Origin of the sequence: Photobacterium sp. TLY01, assembly GCF_021432065.1 — a bacterium.
Classification (GTDB): Bacteria; Pseudomonadota; Gammaproteobacteria; order Enterobacterales; family Vibrionaceae; genus Photobacterium; species Photobacterium halotolerans_A.
On the sequence record NZ_CP090364.1, the window covers coordinates 1,103,396 to 1,122,909 of the forward strand.

At 53.3% G+C, this 19,514-nt stretch carries 15 protein-coding genes; 8 read left to right on the forward strand and 7 right to left on the reverse strand.

All coding sequences use genetic code 11. The annotated features are described in order from the left end of the window. Positions 1-119 precede the first annotated feature (119 nt). Both LN341_RS05570 and udp read left to right on the forward strand, forming a co-directional pair. Positions 120-2,600, forward strand: coding sequence for a zinc/cadmium/mercury/lead-transporting ATPase (locus LN341_RS05570; protein WP_234204311.1), 2,481 nt, complete (start codon positions 120-122; stop codon positions 2,598-2,600). 395 nt (positions 2,601-2,995) lie between these two features. Next, positions 2,996-3,763: a uridine phosphorylase gene (gene udp / locus LN341_RS05575; protein ID WP_046219383.1), complete on the forward strand. Its 768-nt coding sequence runs from the start codon at positions 2,996-2,998 to the stop codon at positions 3,761-3,763. Positions 3,764-3,833: 70 nt separating this feature from the next. Here udp and LN341_RS05580 read toward each other — a convergent pair whose 3' ends face one another. Next, positions 3,834-5,000, reverse strand: a complete 1,167-nt coding sequence (locus tag LN341_RS05580; RefSeq protein ID WP_046219382.1) for a Card1-like endonuclease domain-containing protein — start codon at positions 4,998-5,000, stop codon at positions 3,834-3,836. Positions 5,001-5,305: 305 nt separating this feature from the next. Between LN341_RS05580 and treR the strand changes: the two genes are divergently transcribed. The 3 genes from treR to treC all read left to right on the forward strand — a co-directional run bounded on the left by treR (position 5,306) and on the right by treC (position 9,652). Continuing rightward, positions 5,306-6,268 carry a trehalose operon repressor TreR gene (gene treR, locus LN341_RS05585; RefSeq protein ID WP_046219381.1) on the forward strand — a complete coding sequence of 321 codons (963 nt, stop codon included), beginning with the start codon at positions 5,306-5,308 and terminating at the stop codon, positions 6,266-6,268. 213 nt (positions 6,269-6,481) lie between these two features. Next, complete coding sequence (gene treB / locus LN341_RS05590; RefSeq protein WP_234204312.1) at positions 6,482-7,912, forward strand: PTS trehalose transporter subunit IIBC; 1,431 nt, start codon at positions 6,482-6,484, stop codon at positions 7,910-7,912. A gap of 57 nt (positions 7,913-7,969) precedes the next feature. Continuing rightward, positions 7,970-9,652, forward strand: coding sequence for an alpha,alpha-phosphotrehalase (treC, locus tag LN341_RS05595; protein ID WP_234204313.1), 1,683 nt, complete (start codon positions 7,970-7,972; stop codon positions 9,650-9,652). Positions 9,653-9,736: 84 nt separating this feature from the next. On the opposite strand, the gene LN341_RS05600 is transcribed toward treC, so the two are convergent. After that, entirely contained in the window at positions 9,737-10,375 is a 639-nt protein-coding gene (locus tag LN341_RS05600) for a LysE family translocator (protein WP_234204314.1), read from the reverse strand. A gap of 123 nt (positions 10,376-10,498) precedes the next feature. Beyond that, the gene (gene yccS / locus LN341_RS05605) at positions 10,499-12,694 is read right to left on the reverse strand and encodes a YccS family putative transporter (RefSeq protein WP_234204315.1); all 2,196 of its coding nucleotides are present in this window, start codon (positions 12,692-12,694) and stop codon (positions 10,499-10,501) included. A gap of 157 nt (positions 12,695-12,851) precedes the next feature. Between yccS and helD the strand changes: the two genes are divergently transcribed. Continuing rightward, on the forward strand, positions 12,852-14,936 hold the full coding sequence (gene helD / locus LN341_RS05610; protein WP_234204316.1) for a DNA helicase IV: 2,085 nt from the start codon (positions 12,852-12,854) through the stop codon (positions 14,934-14,936). Positions 14,937-14,957: 21 nt separating this feature from the next. Here helD and LN341_RS05615 read toward each other — a convergent pair whose 3' ends face one another. The 3 genes from LN341_RS05615 to LN341_RS05625 all read right to left on the reverse strand — a co-directional run bounded on the left by LN341_RS05615 (position 14,958) and on the right by LN341_RS05625 (position 17,578). Next, positions 14,958-15,938: a zinc-binding dehydrogenase gene (locus tag LN341_RS05615; RefSeq protein WP_046219375.1), complete on the reverse strand. Its 981-nt coding sequence runs from the start codon at positions 15,936-15,938 to the stop codon at positions 14,958-14,960. A 214-nt stretch (positions 15,939-16,152) separates the two neighbouring features. After that, the gene (locus tag LN341_RS05620; RefSeq protein ID WP_046219374.1) at positions 16,153-16,611 is read right to left on the reverse strand and encodes a methylglyoxal synthase; all 459 of its coding nucleotides are present in this window, start codon (positions 16,609-16,611) and stop codon (positions 16,153-16,155) included. A gap of 106 nt (positions 16,612-16,717) precedes the next feature. Next, a complete protein-coding gene (locus LN341_RS05625) occupies positions 16,718-17,578 on the reverse strand; it encodes a hypothetical protein (RefSeq protein ID WP_046219373.1) in 861 nt (286 codons plus the stop codon). 213 nt (positions 17,579-17,791) lie between these two features. Here LN341_RS05625 and LN341_RS05630 point away from each other — a divergent pair, with 213 nt between their 5' ends. After that, complete coding sequence (locus LN341_RS05630) at positions 17,792-18,241, forward strand: RNA-binding S4 domain-containing protein (protein WP_234204318.1); 450 nt, start codon at positions 17,792-17,794, stop codon at positions 18,239-18,241. Positions 18,242-18,260: 19 nt separating this feature from the next. Here LN341_RS05630 and mobB read toward each other — a convergent pair whose 3' ends face one another. Further along, positions 18,261-18,788, reverse strand: a complete 528-nt coding sequence (gene mobB, locus LN341_RS05635; RefSeq protein ID WP_234204319.1) for a molybdopterin-guanine dinucleotide biosynthesis protein B — start codon at positions 18,786-18,788, stop codon at positions 18,261-18,263. A gap of 120 nt (positions 18,789-18,908) precedes the next feature. Between mobB and LN341_RS05640 the strand changes: the two genes are divergently transcribed. Then, positions 18,909-19,418: an O-acetyl-ADP-ribose deacetylase gene (locus tag LN341_RS05640; protein WP_120511842.1), complete on the forward strand. Its 510-nt coding sequence runs from the start codon at positions 18,909-18,911 to the stop codon at positions 19,416-19,418. The last annotated feature ends 96 nt before the right edge of the window (positions 19,419-19,514 follow it).

Below are 19,514 nucleotides of genomic sequence, written 5' to 3' on the forward strand. Positions count from 1 at the left end.
GAGGCTGTCTCTATCCTTTCACTCAGCGATTGGGCACTGTAATTAACCCTTGACCTTGGAGCTAACTCCAAGGTTTATATTGATACAGAAGCCACTGTGATTGAATAAGGAATAACAGTATGTGTCATCAATGCCATAATAAAAAACCGCACATCCACGCAGTTAAGCCAATCAGTACCGGCACGAGTGTTCGTGTTGAGCAGGGTTCAGTGACAACCACTGCGACAGGCTGTCTGTCCGCGTCTGTCGCTGCAAGTTGCTGTGAGGGAGCGTGCGATTCCGGAGGCAGTGAAGAAAGCGACCCCGCCCGGCCACGCGCTATCTTGTCAGCACAACCCGATAGCGTGCAGGCGGCAGCTTTGGCCGATATCCGTAAAATTACCCCTCATACCACGCCGTCAGGCTCTGCCGCCACTTCTCCCGAGACAGCAGATATCCCCCGCGATACCGACCGGGAATCCACGCAGGCAAAAAACGCGGCCTCTCAGCAACGTACTGAATCTGAATCTGTTTCTCGTTTTAGCTGGCAGGTGCAGGGCATGGATTGTCCGAGTTGTGCCGCCAAGCTGGAAAAAGCCATTCTTGCCATTGATGGTGTCGAGCAGGCTTCGGTGATCTTTGCGACAGAAAAGCTGGTGGTCGCCGGCATCACATCACACCTGATGCCTCAGGTGGAGGCCACAGCCAAAGCAACGGGCTTCCCATTGCGCCGGTCACAACGGAGCAAGGATGAGCCGGCACCGGGATTCATGCAGACCTATGGCATGCTCGCGCTAACGGCTGCCATGGTATTTGTGTCTTATGTCATCTCAACTCAGTCTGACACCTTGGGGCTGATTGCCTTCTCAGCCACGACTGTGGTGGGATTAATTCCGATCGTGCGTAAAGCCACGCAACTTGCCAGAAATGGTTCGCCATTTTCTATTGAAACCCTGATGAGTGTGGCTGCTGTTGGTGCGCTTTATCTGGGAGAAACAGCTGAGGCAGCCATGGTATTACTGCTGTTTCTGATTGGTGAACAGCTTGAAGGCTATGCGTCTGCCCGTGCCCGCAGCGGGGTAAAAGCCCTCATGGCATTGGTGCCGGAGACGGCGATGCGGGTTGATCCCGATGGCCAGTTACGTGAAGTTGCCGCGGATCAACTCCGCCCCGGCGATGTGATTGAACTGGCGCCGGGCGGCCGGCTGCCGGCGGATGCCATATTGCTGGATAAAGCTGCCAGCTTTGATGAAAGTGCATTAACCGGAGAATCCGTGCCTGTAGAGCGTTTTGCAGGCGAGCGCATTCTTGCCGGTTCACTGTCGGTCGATCATCTGGTGCGGGTGACAGTTGAATCTGAACAGGGGCAAAATGCCATCGACCGCATCCTGCACCTGATTGAAAACGCAGAAGCCAGTAAAGCACCGATAGAACGCTTTATTGATCGCTTCAGCCGCTGGTATACACCCGCGATGATTGTGCTCGCGGCACTGATTGTCCTTGTACCGACTGTACTTTTGGGTCTGTCCTGGGATGAGTGGCTGTATAAAGGACTGACATTACTCTTGATTGCCTGCCCTTGTGCTTTGGTGATCTCAACCCCGGCAGCGATCACTTCGGGGCTGGCTGCCGCGGCGCGTCGCGGCGCCCTGATTAAGGGCGGTGCGGCCCTGGAGCAATTAGGTCAGACGCAGGTTGTCGCGTTTGATAAGACAGGCACTTTAACCCAGGGTAAACCGCGGGTAACCGATGTGCTTGTCTGGCAAGGGGATGAAAAAAGACTACTGAGCGAAGCAGCAGCGATCGAAACCGGCTCCTTACATCCGCTGGCACAGGCTGTGATCGACAAGGCGCGTGGCCAGGAGCTGTCGATCCCACATGCGGAAAACCGCAAGGCACTGCCTGGTCGCGGAATACAGGGGGAAGTTGATGGCACTGTCATCCATCTTCTTGCCCCGGACCGTCTCGATAATCCCAGTCAGATAACGTCCTCCTATCAGGCTGACATCGACAGCCTGAGTGATCAAGGTAAAACCCTGGGGGTTGTGCTGCGCAATAGCGTACCGGTTGGGCTGATTGCCTGGCGGGATAATCTGCGTGAGGACGCTCAGGTGGCTGTCGGCAGGCTCAAAGCGCTGGGCATTCGCAGTGTGATGTTAACCGGTGATAATGGGCGGGCAGCCAAAGCGATTGCTTCTGAAGTCGGTGTTGATTTTCGGGCTGGCTTGTTACCTGAAGATAAAGTGACGGAAGTGGCGCAGTGGAGTCGTGACTATCAAGTGGCCATGGTGGGCGATGGTATTAATGATGCGCCGGCGATGAAAATGGCCAGTGTTGGGATTGCGATGGGAAGCGGTACGGATGTTGCGCTGGAAACTGCTGATGCGGCACTGACCCATAATCGTCTGAACGAACTACCGGACATGATTGCCCTGTCACGGATGACACTGGCGAATATCCGTCAGAACATCAGTCTGGCTCTGGGTCTGAAGTTGATCTTTTTGATCACCACCTTACTGGGCTGGACGGGGCTTTGGGTTGCCGTTCTGGCAGACAGCGGCGCCACTGCGCTGGTGACTGTCAATGCGCTGAGGTTGCTGCGGTTTAAACCGGATGCGTAATTTGACTCTGGTCCGACACTCAGGCTGAGGCAGAGCGACAATCAGAAGGCTTAAGCGCAGGCTTGAGCCTTTTCTTGATGCGGAGTGTAAAGATAGCAATCAGTGAGATTGATTGCTTCAATTAAGCGTCAGCAAGATGAAGGACAAGGCTGAGCAGTCACCTGTTTCACGCAGACCGGCAATTGGAATTATCATCCAGGTTGCATACTAGTGTGACAAATGATCTGTTTTAATGTTTCTGTTGCATTATCACATCCGTTTAATGTGATTAAAATCACTAATATGGTGGCGGTGATCAGCTATGGTTAGCGGGTATTAAGAGTTCAAGTTGTTGAATAAGATCCCAATAAGATAATCGGCCACATACAGTGAGCTAAACAATGAAGGATTGAATTATGTCTGAGACCGCGGTATTCCACCTGGGTGTAACGAAAGCTGATCTTCAGGGCGCTGAAATTGCCATTATTCCCGGCGATCCGGCGCGTGTTGAGAAAATTGCCAACCTGATGGATGAGCCTGAGTTTTTGAACAGCGCCCGTGAATATACCCTGTATCGCGCAAAGCTGGATGGCAAGTCTGTTGTGGTCTGTTCAACCGGTATCGGTGGCCCGTCAACGTCGATTGCTGTTGAAGAGCTGGCTCAGCTGGGAGTGCGGACTTTCCTGCGTGTCGGGACAACGGGTGCAATTCAGCCGCATATCAATGTGGGTGACATGATAGTGACCACTGGCTCTGTGCGTCTTGATGGTGCCAGCCTGCACTTTGCGCCGATGGAATTCCCGGCTGTGGCTGATTTTGAGGTGGCGACGGCGATGAAAGAAGCCTGTGACGCAGAAGACACTGCTGTTCACACAGGTGTAACCGCGTCCAGTGATACTTTTTATCCGGGGCAGGAGCGTTACGACACATTCTCTGGTCGCGTGGTGCGCCGTTTCCAGGGCTCCATGCAGGAATGGCAGGAGATGGGTGTGCTGAATTTTGAAATGGAATCAGCCACTTTGCTGACCATGTGTGCCAGCTCGGGTCTGCGTGCCGGTTGTGTGGCGGGTGTGATTATCAACCGGACTCAGAAAGAAACGCCGGATCATACCACGCTGAAAGAAACAGAAGCACGTGCAATCCGTGTGGTTGTGGACGCTGCTCGTCGTATGCTGAACAAGTAATTCATTGTCAGAAACAGCAAAGAAAAACCGATGCCTGAGCATCGGTTTTTTTATCTCTGCTGAAAGATGATTACAACAGCCGGTTGGCCTGGCCGCCAGCCGCTTTGAACCAGGTATGCAGGTGTTGCTCCAGCTCACCCAGCTGGTCCGGACCTATGATAGCCAGTCCTAAATCTTCAGCCCGTATCAGATCATGGTGACGCAGCGGACGGAAACTCACCAGCATGGCACGCGCCTGCAGGCCGCCCAATAAATCTCGCAGGGATTCCAGCTTGTAGAGGGTATCATCGCCATCGTCGCGCATCCCTTTGGTTTTACACTCAATGATATGCAGTTTGTTATTCACGACAGTGGCGACGTCCAGTTCATTACGGACTTCCCGCTCACCAATCTGGCGATATACCTGAACGCCCAGCGAGTGGTCCTGTATGGTTGGCAGCTTACCCTGAATGGCCCGCACTGTGCTGTGGACCAGATTCTCCAGCCACTCACCGTTGGCAAAACGGCGGGCTTCTTCGTGTTTGAACGTCAGAATGCCGTTGTCGTAACTTGCCAGACCGGTTTCCTGCAAGTCATTAATCAGCAAAGCCAGCTCTTTATAACCTTGCTGTTTGTCGCTCAGTGCCACATCCAGTTTTTGTTCCTTGCGGCAGGTCGTTGCCAGATAGTTCAGTGTTGCCAGTCCCGGGCCAAGTTCCAGCGCTGAGCTTGCCCAGCGTTGACCCAGATCCCAGAGTTGCTGATTGAGCGCTTCCGGGACTGTCGTTTCCGGCAGTTCAGCCCGGGCGCCAAAGATCGTCAGGTAATCGGTGAGCTGAATACGGTCTTCAACCTGCTGTTGCTCCCGGCCGGCCGGGTACAGCCAGCACATCTCATCACTGTAGGGCTCAATGACATAAATCGGCCATTGGTAGCTCCTGAACACCTCATAGGCAGACAGCAAGCGGTGGCGAAGGCCGCAACTGGCATTAAACCAAACTTCGCTGTTTGACTCTTTTAAACGGGTTGCCAGTTCATTCAGTCGCTGGCGAAGGGTTGTAATATTGATGGAATCGGGAATGGTGAAAAATTCAGTTTCAATATCGCGGGGGATCAGGATCGAGCTCAGCCGCTCATACGTTTCCTGTTGCGCTTCTGTGCCGATAAAAATCATCTTTCCGGCCGGAACACCGTGGTCTAAAAGGGAAGTGATCAGCCTGACCGGGTCCTGATCGATAATGCCAACATGAGTAATCATAATTATCCTTTTGTACTTCGGCTGATACCGGCAATAAACCGAGAGCCTGAAACGGCCGACACCAGAAAGTGAGCCAATGTTTATTTGATATGGGTGCAAGAAAAACTTATTTCAAGCACTTAAAGAAAGTATCGGATATCTCAGCCGTTTTTGTTGGCGCATTGTCAATTTGCTGCATTTTTTGTGTGAGGGGATGTTGCGGTATAAAGGCATTGCATTTGTCTCTGAGACTGTGACAATACTGCCTTGATACAGGTTGTGGACGTAAAGCCCTTTTCCCGGGGATGCATTGAACTGAGGGCGCGATGACACAAAAACCGTCACAAAAACTGACCATTCTCGATATTGCTAAACTGGCTGGTGTGGGTAAATCAACCGTCTCCAGGGTACTGACACAGGACCCGCGGGTGAAGCCGGCCACACGTGAAAAAGTGACCCAGGTGATCCGTGAATCCGGCTATGTACCGTCCAAGTCAGCACAATCAATGCGCGGCGGGAACAGCAGGGTCATTGGGATTCTTGTGTCGCGGCTGGATTCACCGTCAGAAAATAAAGCGGTACGGGGGATTCTGGAAGTTATCTATGCGGCTGATTATGATGCCGTGATCATGGAAAGCCAGTTTTGTAATGATAAGACCCGCGAGCATATCGCGGTGTTGGAAAAGCGCAATGTCGACGGTGTCATTGTCTTTGGTTTTTCCGGATTCGACTGCGCGATTTTAGATAGCTTTGCACAGCGTGCGGTTGTGATTGCCGTTGATACCGATTCTGTCTCATCTGTCAGTTATGACAACAAGGGGATGATAACCCTGGCAATGGATCAGCTCACCAGCAAGGGCATGAAGCATGTCAGTTATATTGGCGTTGACCCTGCCGACCGGACAACAGGACAGTTGCGTCTGGACGCTTATCTGGATGTCTGCGCGCAGCAGCACATTGAGCCGTGTTATCGAACCGGCGAGCTCAGCTATGACAGTGCTTACACATTAACAGACGCCGTGCTTTCTGCTCAGACTCAGGCCATTGTCTGTGCCAGTGATACCCTGGCGATGGGTGTGGCGAAAAGGCTGCAAGAGTTAAACCGGACCGATGTCCTGGTGTCTGGCGTCGGGGCAACAGATCTGCTGCGGTTTATGTTTCCCAATACCTTCAGTGTCGATCCCGGATATTTTGACGCGGGTCAGTGCGCTGCCGATCTGCTGTTACAACACCTCCGCCAGGATGCCAAGATTACGCATCTGGTGCAGCGGTCCTGCCTGCCCGTCTGATTGTGTGCCTGAGTATTCAGGCACATCTTTCCCGTTTAACGTCTATTCTGAATAAAATGACACGCTTCGTGAGCTGAAACACAAAATGGGAACATTCCCATTTTCAATGTTTGCTATCGGGTTCATCATTGGGCTTGTTGGTTGGGAACATTCCCATAATAGAAGAAACAATAACAACACCCTGTGTACCTTACGACTTAGACGGATATTGGCATGAGTAAAATAGAGAAGCAGCAGATAGAGCAGCTGGTCGCCAGAATCGGCGGCGAGGCAAACATCGTCAGTGTCAGCCACTGCCTGACCCGGTTGCGGTTTGTCCTGAAAGACCCGGCAGCGGCGAGTGTGCCGGAGCTGGAAACCATTCCCATGGTGAAAGGTTGTTTTACCAACGCCGGACAATTTCAGGTGGTGATTGGTACTGAAGTTGACCAGGTCTATAAGCAACTGAATGCGATGCTCGGTGATAAAGCGGTCAGTAAAGACGAGGCAAAGGTCGCGGCCCGCCAGAATATGAGCTTGCTGGAGCGCGGTATTTCTCACCTGGCTGAAATCTTTGTCCCCCTGCTGCCAGCCATTATCACCGGCGGTCTGATCCTCGGCTTCAGAAATGTGATTGGCGATATCGCCATGTTCGATGGCCAGACCCTGACCCAGATCAGCCCGTTCTGGGCGCAGGTACATGCCTTTTTGTGGCTGATTGGTGAAGCGATTTTCTTCTTCCTGCCTGTGGGTGTGTGCTGGTCAACCGTGAAGAAACTCGGCGGCACACCGATTCTGGGTATCGTACTGGGGGTCACCCTGGTCTCGCCGCAGCTGATGAATGCGTACCTGATCGGTAAACAAGTGCCTGAAGTGTGGGACTTCGGCTGGTTTGTGATTGAAAAAGTCGGTTATCAGGCTCAGGTGATCCCCGCCATGCTGGCCGGTATTGCGTTAGCCTTTATTGAAAATAATCTCAGACGTGTTATTCCGGATTATTTGTACCTGGTGATCGTTCCCTTTATTTCGCTAATCACGGCGGTTGTGCTGGCACATGCCCTGATCGGTCCGTTCGGGCGCATGCTGGGCGACGGTGTCGCCTATGTCGCGAAAGCGGCCATGACCGGCGATTTTGCAATTCTCGGCGCCGTATTATTTGGTTTCCTGTACGCCCCACTGGTGATTACCGGGATTCACCACACCACCAACGCCGTGGATTTGCAGCTGATGCAGGACATGGGCGGCACACCTATCTGGCCGCTGATTGCGCTGTCCAATATTGCTCAGGCATCTGCCGTGGTGGGCATTATCATTATCAGTAAAAAAGAAAATGAGCGTGAGATTTCCGTACCCGCCGCGATTTCAGCCTATCTGGGGGTCACTGAGCCGGCCATGTACGGGATTAACCTCAAATATAAATTCCCGATGTTGTGTGCCATGACAGGCTCAGCGCTGGCCGCAGCGATCTGCGGTGCCACCGGTGTGATGGCCAATGGCATTGGTGTAGGTGGTCTGCCGGGGATTCTGTCCATTCAGCCTCAGTACTGGCTGATTTATCTGGTGGCGATGCTGGTGGCGATTCTGGTGCCGCTGGTGCTGACGCTGGTGATGTACAAACGCGCGGCGGCGAAAGGCAAACTCGAGCAACAGGCACAAACAGCTTAATGGCAATCCCTATAACGGCAGCATTTGGCTGCCGTTTTTCTGTACAGGTTAAGTAACATGACGAAGACAGCGCAGCCCTGGTGGCGAACGGCGACGGTTTATCAAATCTACCCCAAGAGTTTTGCTGACAGCGGCAACAAAGGCACAGGGGATCTGAAAGGCATTACGCAACGTCTGGATTATCTGCAGACGCTGGGCGTGGATGCAGTCTGGCTGACACCGGTTTATGCCTCACCTATGGTGGATAACGGTTACGATATTTCTGATTACTACAGTATCAATCCGGATTTCGGCACCATGGCCGACTTTGAGCGCTTGCTGGATGCCGCCCACCAGCGGGGCATTCGCATCATTATGGACATCGTGGTGAATCATACCTCGACTGAGCACGCCTGGTTTCAGCAGGCACTGGCGGATAAGCACAGCCCGTATCGCGATTACTACATCTGGCACGATGCCGTGGATGGCGGCGAGCCGAATAACTGGCAGTCAAAATTTGGCGGCAATGCCTGGCAGTGGCATGAACCGACCCAGCAGTATTACCTGCATCTGTTTGCCAAAGAGCAGGCTGATCTGAACTGGGAAAACCCGCAAGTGCGGGAGGAGGTGAAACAGGTGATCCGCTTTTGGGCCGACAAAGGGGTGGACGGCTTCCGCCTGGATGTCATCAATCTGATCTCAAAACAGCAGGATTTTCCGAATGATCCTTCAGGTGACGGCCGGCGTTTTTATACCGACGGGCCGAGAGTGCACGAGTATCTTCAGGAAATCAGTGCCGATGTGTTTCAGCAATACGGCTCGGTTACTGTCGGGGAAATGTCATCGACCACGCTGGCACACTGCCAGCAATATTCTGCGCAGGACGGCAAAGAGCTGTCGATGGTGTTTAACTTCCATCACCTGAAAGTGGACTATCCGAATGGCGAAAAGTGGCAACTGGCGCCGATGGATTTTCTGGCGCTGAAACAGCTGTTCAGCCATTGGCAGCAGGGATTACATCACAAGGGCTGGGGCGCCTTGTTCTGGTGTAATCATGATCAGCCCCGGGTCGTCAGCCGGTTCGGTGATGATGGCGTCTACCGTGAACTGTCAGCCAAAATGCTCGCCACGTCGCTGCATATGATGCAAGGCACCCCTTATGTCTATCAGGGGGAAGAGCTGGGGATGACCAATCCCGGCTTTTCAGATATTGCTCAGTATCGTGATGTGGAAAGCATCAATATGTACAGGATTCTGACTCAGGAGCAGGGGCTCAGCGAACGGGATGCGCTGGCGATTCTGGCCGAGCGCTCGCGGGACAACGCCCGCACTCCGATGCAGTGGGACAGTGGTCCCAATGCTGGCTTTACCCGGGGGACACCCTGGATTGACGTTGCCGAGAACTATCCGGTGATTAATGCGGCGCAGGCGCTGGCCGATCCGAGCTCCGTGTTCCACTATTACCGGCAGCTGATTGCATTGCGGAAGACAGTCCGTGTGATCGCAGACGGCGATTACACAGATTTGCTACCGGACGATCAGGCGCTGCATGTGTATCGCCGGCAGCGCGATGGGCAGGTCCTGGTTTGTCTGAATAACTACAGTGCTGATGGGGTCGCGTTCGATTTGAGCGCTTTGTCGGATCTGCCTGTCAGCAGAGGGGAAACCTTGCTGGCGAACTATGACGATGAAGAAGCAGGTGAGATCCGCCTGACCGGCAGGCTGCGGCCTTTTGAAAGCCGGGTTTGGCTCTTTAGCTGATTGGATAACAATCTGAAAAAATGGCCTCACTGGGATCAGGAGGCCATTTTTTTTCAACTGTGATCACGGTCTGAAGTTGGTGCGTTATACCTGCGGTAACTGAGCAATCAGCAGCCAGACGGCCAGCACGATGAAAATACAGCCCATGAATTTATTCTGGTTCGCCCGGAAGCTTGGATTGTTCAATAAGGGCTGCCCGAGGGTGCCCGCCAGCACGACCAGCAGCAGATTAAACGTGAGCCCCATGATGTTCAGCAGCAGACCCAGCGCCAGCATCTGCTCACCTGAGCTGGCTTCAATCTGGCTGGAGACAAACTGAGGCAGAAACAAGACAAAGAAAATCAAGGCCTTCGGGTTGAGCAGATTACTGATGACGGCACGGCGGTACAGGGATCGGGCCAATCCCTTTTGCTGGCCGACGGTGGGAGAGTCAGCCGGTGCGCTGCGCAGACAGTCCCAGCCCATCTTGAGCAGGTATGCACCGCCCAGAAAACGCAGTGCCTCCAGTGCCAGCGGGTTCATGGCGATGAGGGCAGAGACACCCATGGCCGCCAGAACGGTCAGCACCAGTCCGGAAGTGGCATTGCCCAGGCTGGCAAACAGGCCGACGCGTTTGCCATAACTCAGACTTGAGCTGGCGATGAGCAGCATATCCGGGCCGGGAACCAGCAACAGGGCTACCACTGCAGTGAGGTATAAGGGCAGTGTCGTGAAATCAATCATAGTCAGCGAATGTGAATCAGAAAATTGAGAAGGGCGGGATTCTATACCATCTCAGGTATAAATGAAGAAAATATATGCCTGAGATGGTGTGATTGACTGATTTTTTATCAGTGATTGTGTTAATTACATGGTCTTCTGTGCTGTTAAAGGTTCGCTGGCCTGCTGAGTTCTGGCGGCCAGTTTGTTCGCCAGTGAATACAGCTCCGGCATCATACGCTGAATCAGAAACAGTTGCTGCAGGATCAGCCGGACAGACTGATCATCTCCTTCCCGCCAGGTCGCCAGCGCCTGCTCCAGGCTGCTGTCCGATTCCGGCGGCGGCGCGCATTGCTTGTCGGCCAGTTGCTGGGCCAGCGTATCGAGCTGAATATGGATCTGGCTGTGCGCCTGGGCAATTAACTTGTGCGTTTTGTGCTCATCGATCTGCGTGCGGTGCGCACCTAAGGTCGAGATGTAATTCAGCATTGCATGATTGAGAGTCAGAAAACGGAAGCACTCTTCGATAGCCAGCCGGTAGCGGCCCGGCTCTGCCAGCATATTACTGATAGCGGTACTGAGCTGGGCATCGGTATTGTGGGCTTCACGGCGGGCGACGCGGTAGCTCAGGCTGTCTTTTTTACCGATTCGGTATTGCCCGATGATCTGGGCCAGATAGTCGCGGTTCGTCGTCACCGCTGCCGCCATGATTTTATGTAAGCGACGTGCTTGCCAGTCCGGCAGAATATAGACCACAGCCAGCACGGCCAGCAGGCAGCCCAACAAGGTATCGCCCAGACGGGGCAGCACCACAGCAAAACCGGCCCCCAGCTGGTTGAAGCAAAAGAGCACCAGTAAGGTGATAAACCCTGTGGCCAGCGTGTATTTGTGGTTACGGAGGACAAAAAAAGCGACCCCCGCCAGTATCATTAAGACCAGCTGGCCTTCCTGGCCGGGAAACAGATACAGCAGCGGCAGACCGACCAGCAGGCCACCGAGCGTCCCGATGATCCGCTGCGTCAGTTTCTGACGTGTGGCGCTGAAGTTGGGCTGGCAGACAAAGAGTGTCGTCAGAAGAATCCAGTATCCGTGCTGTAAGTCCAGCCAGTGAATCACGCCGTAACCTGCGGTCAGGGCGGTGGCAATCCGCACGGCATGACGAAACAGCTGGCTGTCGGTATGCAGCTGACTTTTTACCCGTTGCCATAAACCGGCGAAGGTATGCGCTTCTGAATCGGCCAGCTCGGTATCTTCCTGCGATTGTGCCGCGTCGGGGTTATTCAGGTTCACAAGCTGACGTTCAATGGTCGCAAGGTTGTTGAACAGATAGTCGAGCTGAGTCAGGAAAGCGCGCCACTGAGGATTATTCTGTGATTTCAGATAAGTGAGAGATTCGTTTAATTCGTCCAGCGCCAGGCTGTTCTCCAGACTGTGCCGGTAATAATGGCCCATCGCCAGACTGCTGCTGATGCTGCGGCATGCCGTTGCCTGTTGCTGCATCAGATCCTGAAAACGGAATAAAATGTCACTGCGACGAAATGCTGCGGCCAGATCCTGATAGCGCTGATGAGAGGAGCTGATCCGCTCATGAATATCCTGCGCATGGAAATACAGGCTGAGAAAGCGATGGCCCCGCTGGTTGTGCTGTACCCGCTTCACCCGGTTCAGCAGCGTCTGCTTGGCCTGATTGAGTGCCGAGACCACCCTGGCATTGCTGGCCGCTGCCTGAATACGTAGTTGCTGCGGATCAAGGTTGTCGACCGGGCGAAACCAGCGGCTTTTATCATCCAGATAATCGGCCAGGGCTGTAAAGACATTGGCCAGACTGTGCTGAACCGCCTGGTTCGGCCAGAGCATCTGCCATAATATCGACAGCAAGCCGTAGCCAATGGCCCCACTCAGCAGCAAGGCGGGCTGAAACCATAAATTCTGGCTGTTTTCGGCGCCCAGCATGGTATAGATAGCCAGCAGCAGAGAGGCAAAAGCGATGCTGGCATACCGGGTGCCCATTGCCCCCAACATCATAAAACCAAAGCTGGATGAGAAGAGCCCGATGGCAAAAAGAATCGGGTAATCAAACAGTAATTCAACCGACATTGAGGCAATCAGGAAACACAGCAAGGTCATGGCCAGCGCTTTGAGCCTGCCGGTCAGGTTGTCATCGGTTTCCGCCAGCGCTGCGGCAATGATACCCAGGACTAAAGGCGTGACAGCCGTGGTGGCATTCAGATACCAGCAGGGTACAACAGCGCCGATTAAAGCTAACGCGACCCGGGCGCTGAGGTGGAGGCGGTCTTTTGCCCAGTAACGTCGAAAAGTGGTCTGCAGAGAAAATGTTGTCATCGGGCATCCGGTCGGTGCTGATCATAAACAGGGTTGTTCATTGAAGCAGCGGGTATTTTTGTCTCAAATTTTACGTAAATAAAGCGCTTACCGCTATGGTCTGTGCCTAGTTCTTGATAATCTTCTCGCTGAGTAAATCAAGGTGTCAGGTAACACAATGCGATTAACGGCCAATTGGCTCGCACAATGGTTAGTGCAGGGCGATTATTGCAGTATCGAGCTGGATGAAGAACAGGTACTTCTTGAAAGCCTGCAAAACAGTGAAGTTCTGTCATTTGATGACTGGGACGGTTCAGTCACGCTTCACCGCGGAGTGCTGTGGGGGGCGATGGAACTGACCTCGGCGGACCAGACGGCAAGCTGGACTGTGCATGGACTGCCCTGGGCCGAGTGTCAGTATTTTGCCCGCCATCTTGTGGACACTTACCGCCAGTGGGCGAAAGGGCGGGTCGAAAAGCTTGATGCGCACCTGCCACAGATGCTGTCCCGCATTGATGCCTTTATCACCCAGCCGGGCTACAAACGCCGTTCCGATTACCTGAACCTGCAACAATCTCTCCATCATGCTTTATCAGAAACCGGCCTGACGGACGAGCTGGCCGCTTCTTTCCGGCCCATGGCGTTTGAGCAGATCTCTCCCTGGCTTGAAGATAATGCCGACTGGGTCAGTGAAACCAATGCGACCTGGATGCAGGAAGAAACCGAGAAGTGGTCATCCTGGTTCGACCGGATTGAATCGTCACCGCTTAATGATTCTCAGCGACAGGCTGTACTGCTGAATCAGGACCATAATCTGATACTGGCCGGGGCCGGTTCAGGCAAAACCAGTGTGCTGGTGGCCCGGGCCGGTTACCTGCTGGCGAGCCAGCAAGCCCAGCCGGACGATATTCTGATGTTAGCCTTTGGCCGCAAAGCGGCGGAAGAAATGAGCGAGCGGCTGAAAGACAAAGTCGGCCGGGAGATCAGAGTGGCGACCTTCCACAGCCTGGGCTGCCAGATCATTCAGGCCGTTGAAGGTGAATTACCGGGCGTGTCGCCGTTAGTCCAGGATGAGCAGGCCCGCAATGAGTGGTTATCCGCCCTGCTCAAAGATCAGTGGCAAAACGACACGGCGGCCAAGCGCTGGCAGAAACACCTGACCCAGTGGCGGATACCGGGTTTTCGTGGCGACAATTCCATCGAAGAACAAGCTCGCAGCGAACCCTTGCTGAACTGGGTGTGGCGTCATATTGAACTGATGGGCCAGCAGGGCGGTAACAAAGCTGAATTATCCGCTTTGATCGATAGCGCGATGGGCACGGGTGATAAAGCTCAGATGAAAAGCGAGCTGGCTCTGCTGTGGCCGTGTTACAAGGTATACAGCCAGCACCTGAAAGCCAATCGCCAGATTGATTTTAACACCATGATCCAGACGGCCACTGACTATGTCAGACAAGGCAAATTTGTTCCGCAGTGGCGTTTTGTCATGGTCGATGAATATCAGGATATTTCGCCACACCGGCTGGCGCTGATCGATGCCATCTGCCAGGTACCGGGCCGGGATCACTTAGCCCCCAGCCTGTATGCCGTTGGTGATGACTGGCAGGCGATATACCGTTTTGCCGGTGCGGATGTGAACCTGACCACAGGCTTTGAGCAGCGTTTTGGTGCTAGCCATGTGATGGAACTCGACACCACTTACCGCTTTAACAACATGATTGGTGAAGTGGCCAATATGTTCATTCAGCAAAATCCGCAGCAACTGAAAAAATCGCTGGTCAGTGTGAAAAAACAGAAGCGAAAAGCGGTGACCTTGCTGGCGCAGGATCTGCTGGAACAGGAGCTGGTACAGCTTGCCTCTAAAGTGAAAAAAGAAGCCAGTGTGCTGTTGCTGGGGCGCAATCACGATCAACGACCGGAAAAGCTGGCCGACTGGCAGAATCAGTGGCCTCAGCTGAATCTGCAGTTCATGACCTGCCATGCCAGCAAAGGTCGCGAAGCCGATTTTGTGTTTGTGCTCAATGTGAACCGCGGCGTGTTCCCGGCTCAGGATCGCGATAAGGGACTGCTGGCTTGTCTGCAGTCAGGCGGTCGCGAAGGCATTGCCGATGCTGAAGAGCGCCGTCTGTTTTATGTCGCGATGACAAGGGCCAAAGAGCATGTCTGGATCTGCGCCAATCCGGAAACGCTCTCACCGTTCGTGAATGAACTGATAGAAGACAGGTATCAGGTGAATAATAAGATCAAAAAAATGAAGCCTTGATACCGGCGCTTCCCGTGGTGCTTAATCCAGCACCACCACCAGTTTTCCACTGTGCTGCTGCCGGTGCAGCAGCAGCAGCCCTTCCTTCAGTTGCTCAAAAGAAAACAGCTTATCTATCATCGGGTCCAGTTTTCCTTCGGCGATCAGGTTGCTCATGCTGTTTCCCATATCAGACAGATGATGGATATCCTCGGGCGCACCGTGCGCATAGGTACCATGCAGCGCCACTTCATGCATGCTGAGTGCTTTTGTCGTTGCCAGTAAGGGGACCTGATTGAATTGATCGGCCACCATGACTATCTGGCCGTTGAAGCGGATCAGCGCACTCATGATACTGCCTGAGCGGGCAGAAACGCAGTCAATCACAGCATGCAGCAGCTTATCTTCGGTGAGTTCAATGATTTTCATCGCGACATTATCATTGTCTGAATCAATCACGGCATCGACGCCATAGCTGAGTAATCGGGCGTGATGCTTTTCAGCGGCAATGGCATACACAGTTGCGCCCGCCAGTTTGGCTAACTGGGCGGCAAAACCACCCACGCCACCGCCGGCACCTGTGATGGCAACCCGCTGACCGGGCTTGAGCCTGAGCTTATCGTGCACAGCCAGCCAGGCACTGTAGCCAGCAGAGGGTAAAGCCGCCGCCTGTTCCACACTGACAGCGGCAGGAAGACGACTGACAGCGCCTGTTTTACAGCAGGCATACTCAGCAAAACCACCGCAATGACGCGGGTCGAGAAAGGTAAACACCCTGTCACCTGGTTTAAACTGGCGCACGTTCACGCCGACCGATTCCACGGTTCCTGCAATATCCATCCCGATGATTTGCGGATAGTGCCAGGTGGCGTATCCCCAGTCTGCCAGCTTGTAGTCAATTGGGTTGAGGCCCATGGCGGCAACTTTGATGCAGATTTCATCTGCACCGGGTTTGGGGCGGGTGGTCCGTGTCAGCTGCAGGCTGTCCAGTCCGTTGGGTTCAGTCAGAGTCCATGCTTTCATAAGCCACCATGCGGGTAACAGGTTGTTTTTGGTATTGATTTAAAGCATATACCTAAACGCCCGGCTTTGCTGGCGAGAAACACGGAAACCAGGTCCGGCGCTCTTCACCAGAGAGGAATGGATGTGTCCCCGCCTGAACGGGGACGATATGAATACGGCGGGGCTATCGCGGGCTGTGATTTGTCCTGATGGCGCTCTCAGCACTCAGGGTGGCTTAAGTCAGGCGTTCGGCCAGGTATGCTTCATAGTCGGGAATTTCTATCGACACGGTTTCTTCCATCATGGTGGAAGCAATCATGAAATTGGCACTGGCACGGTTGGTGGCAACCGGGATATTCCAGACCGCAGCAATCCGGAGCAGGGCTTTCACGTCCGGGTCATGGGGCACGGCATTCAGCGGATCCCAGAAGAAAATCATCATGTCGATTTTGCCTTCGCAAATCAGCGCACCCAACTGCTGATCGCCGCCCATCGGACCACTCAGTAAACAGTGAATCGGCAGGCCGGTTTGTTTGGCAAGCAGATGCCCGGTTGTGCCGGTGGCATACAGGGTGTGATTTTCCAGTTTACTTTTGTGTTCGCTGACCCAGCGCTGCAAGTGGCTTTTGCAGTTATCGTGAGCCACCAGGGCAATATGTTTTTTGGCTTGCATCTGTCGGGTAGTTGCGTGCATGTGTTACTCCGTTCAATCGGCATCATCTCCGTATCACCTGATACTAAGCTTGCTGTGATTCGCTTGTCCAGTGAATATCCCATGCCAGAATCGGATGCCGGCAAAGTTACTCGTTATGGTGAGTGATCAGCTGTTCGAACCGTTCGTGACCATGCAGGGTTTCAAAATCATTTTCTTCTTTGGCCAGTTCACGTAAAAAAGCACTGCCCTGAATCGCCCGCTCCAGATCAGACACGGCCTGATCTTCCGCGCCCAGACAAGCGTATGCACAGGCGCGCTGGTACAGGGCGTTGGCATTGGTGCTGTCCACTTCCAGCACCCGGTTACAGATACTCAGTGCCCAATGGAATTCACGGATTTCCATCGCCGCATCCGCTTTGTGCGTCAGTGCTTCCAGATCGCCCGGTCGCAGTTTGAGGATCTCATCATACACTTCCATCTGCTGCTCAGCAGTTTGCGAGCTCTGTGCTCTGAGCCAGAGATTATGTACCTCATTGATAATCTCAATCTCTTTGTTGTTCTGGGCAATGATCCGGGTTTTACGTTTCAGATCCCGCTCCAGCATCTGGAATTTTTTCTCGTACTGATCTGTGATTTCCTTTAACTGCTGTTCGGCCATTTTCTTGGTATTGACCTTGATTTCTTTCAGCGATTGCCAGCCCACCAGGGCAATGAGCGAGGCGGCACCGGCGATCAGATAGAAAAAATAGGTGACTGTCACATTGGCATAATTGAGCGATTTATCTGCCACTGCCAGTTCGCGGTCGGTAAAAGCGAGGGTTAAGCGACGTTCAAGATCCTGCTGATCCTGGCGCAGCGATTTCATTTCATCAAGAATATACCTTTCCATTAAAGGCTTATCTAACACTGGCTGCTCCGAGTAGGGAGGCGCTTCTTCTGATTCCTGCGCTATGGCAGGCATAGCGAAAAGCAGACAGAATACAGCGGCATACAGCAGTTTCAGCATCATATTTTCCTTGTGAACGGGAATGTACGTGAAAGTAGTAACAAGCATAACCCATTGAGTTCGTTATCTCTATGTAACGGGCCAAAACCTTGTGGTCGGTGCAATTGACCGCGTATTCACAGAGAGGGCTGGATTGACAGCAGGAATGATGCGCAGCGCGGGAGGGCAAAGTGGTATACTCACAGCATTCTCAGTAAAAACAGGTCGAGCACCGTGAGTCAGGATCAGGAAATAGAAGTTGAAGCGCTTGGGATCGAAGTGTCTGCCCAGCCCATCGAGTTATATAAAGTGCTGAAAATTGCCAATGCCGTCGGAGGCGGTGGCGAGGCCAAAATGGCGATCTCCGAAGGTTATGTTGCCGTGAATGGTGAGATTGAACTGCGGAAACGCTGCAAGATTTATGACGGTGATGTCATAGAGTTTAACGGTGAGTTTTATGTGGTGCTCTGTGATCAGCCAGTAACGGAAACGGTCAGTGAGCCTGTTGCCAAGCCCACAGCCTCCAAACCGAAAAAAAACCAGTCGGCGAAGCACCGTTCTGCCAAAGCGGGCAAAAGCTCGCCAGCCGGAAAAGGCGGCAACAAGAAGCCAAATACAGGCAAGTCTGCCTCAATTGGCAAAGATGCCGATCAGCAGACCGGCCGCAAACGCCTGATGTTCTGATTAAACCCGATAGTGACTGTCAGAACCGCGCAGGTTCGGCGCTTTCAAGCCAGGTCATAATAAACGCTGCCACACCGGCAGGCTGATTTAAATCCAGCGCAGGAATCGGGTGAATGTCGCCCGGTTCGCTGGTGGCTATGGCCACTATGTTTGTATCTTTGGGGTACAGCAGAGGTTTTCCGTAATCCGGCCGGTGAATTTCAATTTTGGTGATTGGCTGGTCGCGAAACCCTTCTACCAGCACGATATCCAGGCGGCTGTGATCCAGCTGCATCAGGCAATCTTCCAGTACCGGTTCACGCTTTTGATCATCCGGATATTCAAAAAACAGAATGTGTCGATGCGGCGTCGCCAGCAACAGCTGATCGCTGCCGGCATGGCGCAGACGATAGCTGTCTTTTCCCGCTGTATCCGGCTCAACATCATGATGACTGTGTTTCAGCAGACCAACACGCAACCCATATTGCTTTAAATACGGGATAACCTGCTCAATTAATGTGGTTTTTCCTGCGCCGCTGAAACCGGCGAAACCGATGGCGGGTGTCATAGTAAGTCTTTGGCCTGTTAATGAAAGATTGGCACTAAAATAACATGATAGTCAGTGCCGACACAGTATCTTGCCTGGGCACCTGACGTTTTGCTGTGTCAGATCAAACCGGAGGCTGAAATGGCAGATTTATTGGTATGGCAGGGCGACATCACGACCTTGAATGTGGATGCGATAGTTAATGCAGCGAACAACAGCTTATTGGGGGGCGGTGGTGTCGATGGCGCCATTCACAAAGCGGCGGGTCCGCAGTTACTGGAAGAGTGCCGGCGCCTGCATGGCTGCCCGACGGGTGAAGCAAAAATCACCCCCGGATACCAGTTACCAGCCCGGTGGGTGATTCACACGGTGGGGCCGGTATGGCAGGACGGTAAACAGAATGAGGCTGAATTACTGGCCAGTTGTTATCGGCAGAGTCTGGCGCTGGCGGATGAAGTGGGCGCCGGCACGATTGCTTTTCCCTGCATCAGTACCGGGATTTACGGTTTCCCGAAACAGCTGGCGGCCAGTATTGCCGTGCAGACAGCCCGGCAGTGTCTGGAAGGCAAAAGTACGCCGGACAAAGTGTATTTTGTCTGTTTCAGCCAGGAAGATGCTGAGATTTATCACAGCTTGTTACGGTCTGACTGAGTGTATCAATCCTGCGTCAAGCAGATGAAATAGCGGGTAAAGTATTATCGCGGGTCTACAGTTAATGAGAAGGCAGTCGGTGACACAGTCTGGATG